We start from the raw sequence: 9,226 nt of genomic DNA on the forward strand, positions 1-9,226 counted from the left end.
TTGTATTAATGAAAGAATCTGTTATCCATATGTGGGATGTGCACGAAATCGTGCTGTATTCCCAAAATACTTATGACAATCCTTATACGGATGTTACTGTCTGGGCCGATCTGAAAGGTCCCGGCTTTGACAAGAGAGTTTTTGGTTTCTGGGATGGAGATAATGTATGGCGCATCCGTGTGACTGCTACAGTCCCCGGGACATGGACTTATATTACTGGTGCGTCTGTACAGGATGAAGGCCTTACAGGTATATCCGGCGGATATTTTGCTATCGAATGGAAAGAGGAGGAAAAACAGGAAAATCCCTGCCGCCGGGGCATCATCAGAGCAACGGCAAATGGTCATGCCATGGAATACGCAGATGGTACACCATATTTTATGGTAGGCGATACATGGTGGCCATTGGCAACATACAGATTTCCCTGGGTGGAGGATGAAGAAGAACGCCCGATTGGCCCGGAAATGTCCATGAAGGATATGGCGCGCCACCGTCTGAAACAGGGGTATAACTGTGTAGGTACGATAGTAGCGTATCCTACGTGGGCCAACGATGGAAAACCTGCCACGATCAAAATAGACGATGCCTATGGAACCTTTGTCCGGGGCGCGTGGGCTATGTGCAGCGTGGAGGAATGGTATACCAAGTTAGATGCAAGTGCACGCGATATGCATAATGAGGGTGGCCGGCCGTTCCTTTTCCCAGGCAAGATTAAGGGATATGAGGATGTTGTACCTGACTATGACAGAATAAATCCTGAGTATTTCAAAGTTCTGGACAAAAAAGTAAACTGGCTTAATGAACATGGAATCACAGTATTTTTGGAAGCTCTGCGAAGGGATTCCTCCAAGACCTGGAAATATTATTACGACTGGCCGATGGTTTATACTCGCTATATCCAATATCTCAGCGCCCGCTATCAAGCAAACAATACTTTCTACAGTCCCATACACTTTGACGGTAAACACTGTACAATTGACAGTCGGGAGTTCAATGAGCCGATTAATCTCATGATTGACCTCTACGGTGCGCCTCCCTTTGGAACCTTACTTGGGACAAACTCTCCAGGATCTTCGAAGATTGCTTATGGCGGTCCTGAAGAACAGCATTGGAAGACCTTTGATCAAACGGGCAACTGGCGGGATCATCAATATTACTGGCTTCTGACAGATATGTTTCATGATGATAATCCTGTTCCCGCTATTAATGGTGAACCTTATTATTCCGGACATACAAGTGTTCTCCGTGATGATGACGGAAAATTTAAGACGTTGGTGTTTGGTAATGTAGAGAGCGAGGAAGACCATCTGAACTGCCGGTCCTGCTATTTTGGCAGTGTACTTTCGGGTGCATACGGAGGATTGCTTGCCGGTTTTGAGGCAGGATGGAGCGGTAATGTAGAACCGGAAGAAGAACCTTATAAGATCTGGGACACCATGACCTTTCCGGCTTCCTATATGGTGCAGTATGTCCGCGATTTCCTGTTCTCTGAGGGTAAGAGATATCAGGATCTGATACCAGATCAGAATCTGGTAACACCCAACTATAACGGACCGTCTTCCGGTTGGAGAGGGTGGTCTATGTGTTCGGCTACTAAGAAGCGTGACCTCGTGATGGGATACTCGGAGAAGGGCGCTTACAAAGTGAAGGTGCGTGGTCTGCGGCCTTATGATACTTACGAGTTAAGTTGGTTTAATCCCCGCACAGGAAAGTGGCTGGAGGAAAAGAAAGAACTTAAGTGTTCCGATTTCGGAGAAATTGCTTTTGGCAGTTTCCCGGATGATCTGGACTGGGCATGGAAACTTAAGAAGCTGAATACCGATCTTCCGATTGACAGAGCATTAAATGAGGACGGTACCGGCAAGAATTATCATATGGGACTTGGTTTCCTTGAGAGATATCATATTCCTGCTGATTCGAAAGAATGAATCATATTTGAAAAAACAGTTTGAAAATTGTTATGCGCAAATAAAGCAAATGTGAACAAAGTTCACCTCGCAGAAATGGAGGCAAAATGAAGCAAGCGACTATTCATATGTGGGACGTGCATGAAATTGTACTGCATGCCCAAAATAAATACGACAATCCTTATACAGATGTTACCGTCTGGGCCAAGTTAAAAGGCCCCGGCTTTGATAAGCGGGTTTTCGGTTTCTGGGATGGAGATGACACATGGCGCATTCGTGTGACTGCTACGGCGCCCGGTACATGGACTTATACTACCGGTGCATCTGTTCCGGATGTGGGGCTATCCGGAATATCCGGCGGATATTTTGCCCTGGAGTGGACAGAGGAGGAGAAAGAAGAAAATCCCTGCCGCCGCGGTATTATCAGAGCAACGGCAAACGGACATGCCATGGAATATGCTGATGGCACGCCTTATGTAATGGTAGGCGATACCTGGTGGCCGCTGCCTACATACCGGTTTCCGTGGACGGACGATGATGGGGAACGTCCTGTAGGGCCGGATATGACATTAAAGGATATGGTCCGTATCCGCCGCAGTCAGGGATATAACTGTATCGGTACGATTGTGGCTTATCCCACATGGGCGAATGACGGAAAGCCTTACAGGATCAATATTCCCGATGAACATAACACATGTATAAGATCTGCCTGGGCACTCTGTGGAGTCGAGGACTGGTTTGATAAAGATGTTGACCGGATTATCACGGCCCGTGATATGCATAACGAAGGCGGTCGTCCGTTCTTCTTCCCCGGCAAGATTGAGGGCTATGAAGATATGGTTCCGGATTATGACAGAATCAATCCCGAATACTTTAAGGTTCTGGATAAGAAAGTCAACTATCTGAATCAAAACGGTATTACTGTGTTTATGGAGGCGCTTCGCCGTGATTCCTCAAAAACATGGAAATATTATTATGACTGGCCGATGGTTTATACCCGTTATATTCAGTATCTCAGCGCAAGATATCAGGCGAATAATACGATTTACAGTCCCATCCATTTTGACGTTAAGGCTGAGACGATTGATGCGCGTGAGTTTAATGAACCGATTGATCTTATGATTGATATGTATGGCGCTCCTCCATTCGGTACGTTGATGGGCACGAATGCCCCTGGATCTACTAAGACGGCTTACGGCAGCTTTGGTGAGCAGCACTGGAAAACAATGGATCAGACAGGTAACTTCCGTGATCATGAGCACTATTGGCTTATGGAAGATATCTTCAATGATGAACATCCCGTTCCGGCGATCAATGGAGAACCTTACTATTCAGGACATGTGGCCATTATGACGAATAATCTGGGCGAACTGGTAGAGAATATTTTCGGCAATGTGGAGAGCCCTGAAGATCATATGAATTTCCGTTCTTCTTTGTATGGCAGTCTTCTTTCCGGCGGCTTCGGCGGTAATCTGGCAGGATTTGAGGCTGGTTGGAGCGCCAATGTGGAACCTGAGGAGACACCGTGGAAAATCTGGGATGTTATGACCTTCCCTGCGAGCTATCAGACCCGGTACTATCGTGACTTTATTCTTTCCGAAGGCAAACGCTATCAGGAGCTGATTCCTGATCCCGATCTCCTTTTCCCCAGCAAGGCGGGTGCGCCTACTGGCTGGCGCGGCTGGGCATATGCCGCGGCAACGAAGGAGAGAGAACTTGTATTCGGATATATGGAAAAGGATTGTCCGAGAGTCAGACTGCGCGGACTCCGTCCTTATGACATTTATGAAATTTCTTATTTTGATCCGCGCACCGGAAAGTGGCTGGATAAGAAAGAGCAGCTGGAGGTAAACCATTTCGGCAGCATTCTGCTTCCTGAACAGCCGGATGAATTCGACTGGGCTTTCAAAGCAAAAAGAGTCAATACGAAGCAGCGTGTTGACACCGTGGGCCCCGGTCTTGTAAGAAGTAATGAAGGTGTTAAAGAGACATTTATTCAGACAGGCTCGACAAAATAATCAGAATCATTTATAATAGTTTGTCTGACGAGGGATCTGCTTTTGTAGATCCCTCAGAATTTAATTGTAGGAAAGGTGAATATATTCACACAATAAATTTGTGCCCACGCCCAAATTTGAGGGAACTGGCAAGAACGGAGGATTAATATGAAGGCTGTATGTATTGGCTCATGTAACATCGATTACACTTATAAAGTAGATCACTTTATCCGGCCGGGAGAAACAGATGAATCTATTGAACTGGTTGTGGGTTCCGGCGGGAAAGGTTTAAATCAGTCCATTGCCCTGGCACAGTCAGGTGTTGAAACCTTCCATGCGGGATTGATTGGTGAGGAAGGGAAGTTTTTAATCGATAAATTAAAGAGTAAAAATGTCAATACTTCCTTTGTACACGTTGGAGAAGGTCCAACCGGACATGCCATTATACAAGTAGATCAAAAGGGGCAGAACTGTATTCTCTTGTTCGGCGGAACAAATAAGCAATTTACAATGGATTTTATCGATCAGATATTATCTGATTTTGAGCCGGGTGACATTGTTGTTTTGCAAAATGAAATCAATCATATTCCGTATATCATAGAAAATGCTGCAGCGAAGGGGCTGAGAGTAGTTTTTAATGCGGCGCCCTATCGTGATGAAATTCGCAAGTATCCCCTTGAAAAGGTGTCATGGCTTGTGGTCAATGAAGTGGAAGGAGCAGGTCTTGCGAAAGTGGAGGATCCGGATCAGATCGTAGAATGTCTGCGGCTGCGTTATCCTGACACAGGAATACTGCTTACACTGGGTAAAGAAGGATGTCTTTATCGTTCGGATACAGAAAATGTCCGCATGCCTGCCTGTAAGATTCAGGTAGTGGATACAACTGCTGCCGGTGATACATTTATTGGTTTCTTTATCAGGGGTATTATACAGGGGAGTAAAGCGGAAGAATCACTGAAACTGGCAACTGTGGCCAGCAGCATAGCGATTACAAAACCCGGAGCTGCGGACTCTGTTCCGGAATATCAGCAGGTGATTGATTCCGATTTATATAAGAACTTTGATGCAGAGGTCAGATAGGACGCTGCTATATCATATGATTCTTTGTGGGAGGCTATATGAACAGGGATAAATATAGTGGAGATTACAGGCTTCGTGATAATGTGGTAAATGGGCGTCTTGTGCAGACAGCGGAGTATATAGGAGAGTATTATCGATTTCGGATCCTAAGCGAGAGACGCAGACCCATTGCTGCACGTCTGTTAGCATTTTGCATCGTGGGAATACTTGCCTGTATTCTGCCAGTTAGTATAACCAACCACCTTTCCGCTGTCCTATATGCGGTTATTCCCCATTTGCTGACGGCCATTCCTTTGTGGCTGCTTATAGCAAGCCTGATGCGGATCAGGTTTGGCAAGGAACCGATAATACATGAACATGCAGACAAGACGGTAAAGTATTTTGCGATAGGCGCACCTTCCGCGGTTCTGACTGCCGGTTTGGCTGTTTTGGGAGATATGGTCTGGATGGTATCTCATTTTAGTGACAATACTTCCGGGGGCGATTTGATTTTTCTCATCTGTGATATAATCATTCTGCTGGCCGGGATATACTGCCTGCTTAACAGAGGTATTTCGGAGGTTGCGGTAACGCGGGATAGCAGTTCTGATGCGCTATAATAGGTATAATTGTCCAACAAAAGGAGGTTCGGCAGATTGTGTCTGATAAGTGTGTTTCGGCTGCTTGTATAGCGTCTGTCCGGGAATATGCCAATTGTATCAAAAATAAAGGACTTTCAGTACACTTAGCATAACTGAAGGTCCTTCTTTTTAAAAAATTAAATCTTAATGGCGATATTTTTTGGAGTTACAGACAACATTTTCTTCATTTCCGTATGAACATCTGTTTTCTTGCGTGTCCGCTGTTCCGTTTCCGATTTCTCAGCTTCACTGCGCGAAAGTTGGGTGCGGTCCTGACTGCGTTTCATTTCCTCATCTAAGGTTTCCATGTTTTGATTTTGTATCATCATTTTAGTCTGATAAATACCTTTTTTGATCAGCTTTTCTTCTTCTTTTCGCTTTTCGACCTTGGTCAATTGAGATTGTTTAAAATCCCTGATATTCCCGATATCCATTTTCTTCTCCTCCATTCCCATGCGTTCTACACTGAATTTACTGTGCGAGCAATGAGGCAGCCGGTATACCTTATAACAAACAGCAAAAGCGGTAAATGCCTTCCGAACTCGCTCTAAAGTGTATATCGGCCAAAGGGCTTATTTGTTGACAGGGATGAAACCAAATGACTATTTTTTGCGTCAAATGGAATTATAAAATCAACTGAGGGCACCCTTTCTTTTGAAGCTGGAGAAGCCGCTGGTTTTTGCTGCCCCGGAATTTAAGGCTTATATCATAAAGCTCCTGAACGAATTCCCCGTCTACTAAAATGTCTATATAGCTTAAAAATTCATCCGTTGCTTCGCAGTGGGCACGGCCCTGTGTGCTTAACAGGTCTGTCTCATAGACATATCCGGTATAACACCAGATGTCTTTTTGGGGAAAGCGCTCTTCAAATTGCCGAAGAAGGGGAAGGAGTGCCTGCTGGTTAACCGGTTCCATAGGCTCTCCGCCTAAAAGAGTCAGCCCGCTTATATAGTTAGGTTCAATGGATTTTAATATTTCCTCCATGATTTCCGGTGTGAAATCATCTCCATAATGAAAATCCCATGTCATCTCGTTGAAGCATCCCTTGCATCTGTGGGTGCATCCGGATACAAACAGGCTGGTTCTGACTCCCAGACCGTTTGAAATATCGTAGTATTTTATGCCGGCATATTTCATAATGTTCCCCCCATTCTTGTGGGCAGCCTGCAAATTGATGTGTACGAAGTACACTATTCCCATTCCTGCCATCAACCCGCAAATTTATTATAGATGCATCACCCGCTCCCTGATTTCCTGGGTGCGTCCCTGGTTCCAGAACTGGGTACCAATGTAGCCGCAGGTTCTTCTTGCCACATTCATTTTGTTCTGGTCCCGGTTTCCGCACTTCGGGCATTCCCAAACCAGTTTTCCGTGCATATCTTCAATGATCCGGATTTCGCCGTCATATCCGCAATTCTGGCAGTAATCGCTTTTGGTATTAAGCTCCGCATACATAATATGGTCATAAATGTGCTGCATAACCGCCAGAACTGCCTCAATATTATTTTGCATGTTGGGCACCTCCACATAACTGATGGCGCCGCCAGGTGAAAGTTCCTGAAACTGTGCTTCAAAGGTAAGCTTATCAAAAGCATTGATTGGTTCGGCCACATGGACATGATAGCTGTTGGTGATATAGTTCTTGTCAGTTACATCAGGAATAATGCCAAAGCGGTTTTGGAGGCATTTAGCAAATTTATAGGTAGTGGACTCTAAAGGAGTTCCGTAAAGGCTGAAGGAAATATTGGTCTCCGCTGCCCATTTTTTGCAGGCATCATTTAGATGATTCATCACCTGTAAGGCAAAAGGGGTGGCCTGGGGGTCGGTGTGGGATTTTCCGGTCATGTACCGGACGCACTCGCAAAGTCCGGCATACCCTAAAGAGATGGTCGAATATCCGCCATAAAGCAGTTTATCAATGGTTTCTCCCTTTTTAAGACGGGCCAGAGCACCGTTTTGCCACAAAATAGGCGCTACATCGGAAGGCGTTCCTTTAAGGCGTTCATGGCGGCACATCAGGGCGCGTCTGCACAGGGCAAGACGTTCCTCCATGATCTGCCAGAATTTTTCCATATCACCGCCGCTGGAGCAGGCAACATCCACCAGATTCAATGTGACAACGCCTTGGTTAAATCTTCCGTAAAATTTGTAGTGGTCATTTTCATCTTTATATACGGTTAAGAAGGAACGGCATCCCATACAAGGATAACAGTTGCCTTCTTTCAACTTTTTAATAATTTTTTCTGAAATATAATCAGGTACCATGCGTCTTGCGGTACATCGCGCCGCTAGGCGTGTAAGCTCCCAATACTTGGAATCTTCGGTAATGTTATTTTCTTCCAGCACATAAATCAGCTTGGGAAAAGCAGGTGTAATGGAAATCCCCTGCTCGTTCTTAACGCCTTCAATCCGTTGGAGAAGCATTTCTTTTATAATCAGGGCAAGGTCATCCCTGGTCTGTCCGGCAGGGACTTCATTTAAATACATAAACACGGTGACAAAGGGCGCCTGACCGTTGGTGGTCATCAAAGTAATGACTTGGTACTGGATCATCTGGACACCCTGCTTAATTTCCCGCAGTACCCGCATTTCTGCTATTTTGGAAACTAGTTCATCCGTTACCGCTATGCCCTGCGATGTAAGCTCCTGACGCACTTCGCTTTGGAACTTTTCACGGCTTACCTGCACAAAGGGGGCTAAATGGGACAAAGTAATGCTCTGCCCACCGTACTGAGAGCTTGCTATCTGGGCAATGGCCTGGGTTGCAATATTGCAGGCGGTGGAAAAGCTGTGGGGACGCTCAATCATGGTTTCGCTGATGATGGTGCCGTTTTGGAGCATATCCTCCAAATTGACCAGACAGCAATTGTGCATATGCTGGGCAAAATAATCCGCATCATGAAAATGAATGATTCCTTTTTCGTGGGCGGAAACAATATCAAGAGGGAGGAGAAAACGCTTGGTGATATCCTTGCTGACCTCTCCTGCCATATAGTCCCGCTGCACACTGTTGACAATAGGATTTTTGTTGGAGTTTTCCTGAAGAACCTCCTCATTGTTACACTCTAAAAGAGAAAGAATCTGTTCGTCCGTGGAATTGGATTTGCGCACAAGCTCTCTTTTATAGCGGTAGGTAATGTAGTTAGAAGCAAGTTTGTAGGTTTGCTGCTTCATGATTTCTTCCTCTACCATATCCTGGATTTCTTCTACATTGGGGCTGCGCTTCATTTTAACGCAGAGAGCTGTCACATTCTCCACAACTGTCTCAATTTGTTCATTGGAAAGACGATCGCTTTCGTCCACGCTGGCATTAGCCTTGCGAACGGCATCCTCTATTTTGATGGCATCGAAGGCAACTTCCATGCCGCTTCGTTTAATAATGTTCATTCAAATCCTCCATATTTCCATTAATCGTTGAAAAATCTTAGATTTTTCAATTTGCCTTCTATATATTGTACTATAGTTAGGGCTGAAGGCCATATTTAGTATTATAACGGATGCCTGAAAATAATCAAGTGCCATCTGACAGATAGGAAATAAAATAGTATATAACTCAAACTTCGCACATAGATTTTAGCTATGCACCTTGAAAACTCAATATCTGGCAATGATTCAATTATCA

Annotated in this window: 7 protein-coding genes; 4 read left to right on the top strand and 3 right to left on the bottom strand. The window is 45.1% G+C overall.

Annotation, left to right across the window (positions count from 1 at the left end):
- Nucleotides 1-8 precede the first annotated feature (8 nt).
- The 4 genes from D5281_RS09335 (at nucleotide 9) to D5281_RS09350 (ending at nucleotide 5,583) form a co-directional block, all read left to right on the top strand.
- Complete coding sequence (locus D5281_RS09335) at nucleotides 9-1,928, top strand: apiosidase-like domain-containing protein (RefSeq protein ID WP_160559888.1); 1,920 nt, start codon at nucleotides 9-11, stop codon at nucleotides 1,926-1,928.
- An 86-nt stretch (nucleotides 1,929-2,014) separates the two neighbouring features.
- Complete coding sequence (locus D5281_RS09340) at nucleotides 2,015-3,925, top strand: apiosidase-like domain-containing protein (protein WP_160559889.1); 1,911 nt, start codon at nucleotides 2,015-2,017, stop codon at nucleotides 3,923-3,925.
- A 147-nt stretch (nucleotides 3,926-4,072) separates the two neighbouring features.
- Nucleotides 4,073-4,984 carry a ribokinase gene (locus D5281_RS09345; RefSeq protein WP_160559890.1) on the top strand — a complete coding sequence of 304 codons (912 nt, stop codon included), beginning with the start codon at nucleotides 4,073-4,075 and terminating at the stop codon, nucleotides 4,982-4,984.
- 38 nt (nucleotides 4,985-5,022) lie between these two features.
- Nucleotides 5,023-5,583, top strand: coding sequence for a hypothetical protein (locus tag D5281_RS09350; RefSeq protein ID WP_160559891.1), 561 nt, complete (start codon nucleotides 5,023-5,025; stop codon nucleotides 5,581-5,583).
- Between the two features lie 158 nt (nucleotides 5,584-5,741).
- Here the strand turns inward: D5281_RS09350 and D5281_RS09355 are convergent, their stop codons facing one another.
- From D5281_RS09355 to nrdD, 3 genes are all read right to left on the bottom strand, one after another.
- Nucleotides 5,742-6,038, bottom strand: a complete 297-nt coding sequence (locus D5281_RS09355; RefSeq protein WP_160559892.1) for a hypothetical protein — start codon at nucleotides 6,036-6,038, stop codon at nucleotides 5,742-5,744.
- A 190-nt stretch (nucleotides 6,039-6,228) separates the two neighbouring features.
- Nucleotides 6,229-6,741, bottom strand: coding sequence for an anaerobic ribonucleoside-triphosphate reductase activating protein (gene nrdG / locus D5281_RS09360; protein ID WP_160559893.1), 513 nt, complete (start codon nucleotides 6,739-6,741; stop codon nucleotides 6,229-6,231).
- Between the two features lie 87 nt (nucleotides 6,742-6,828).
- A complete protein-coding gene (gene nrdD, locus D5281_RS09365) occupies nucleotides 6,829-8,991 on the bottom strand; it encodes an anaerobic ribonucleoside-triphosphate reductase (RefSeq protein ID WP_160559894.1) in 2,163 nt (720 codons plus the stop codon).
- Between the last annotated feature and the right edge of the window lie 235 nt (nucleotides 8,992-9,226).

Origin of the sequence: Parablautia muri, assembly GCF_009917485.1 — a bacterium.
GTDB classification, from domain to species: domain Bacteria; phylum Bacillota; class Clostridia; order Lachnospirales; family Lachnospiraceae; genus Suilimivivens; species Suilimivivens muri.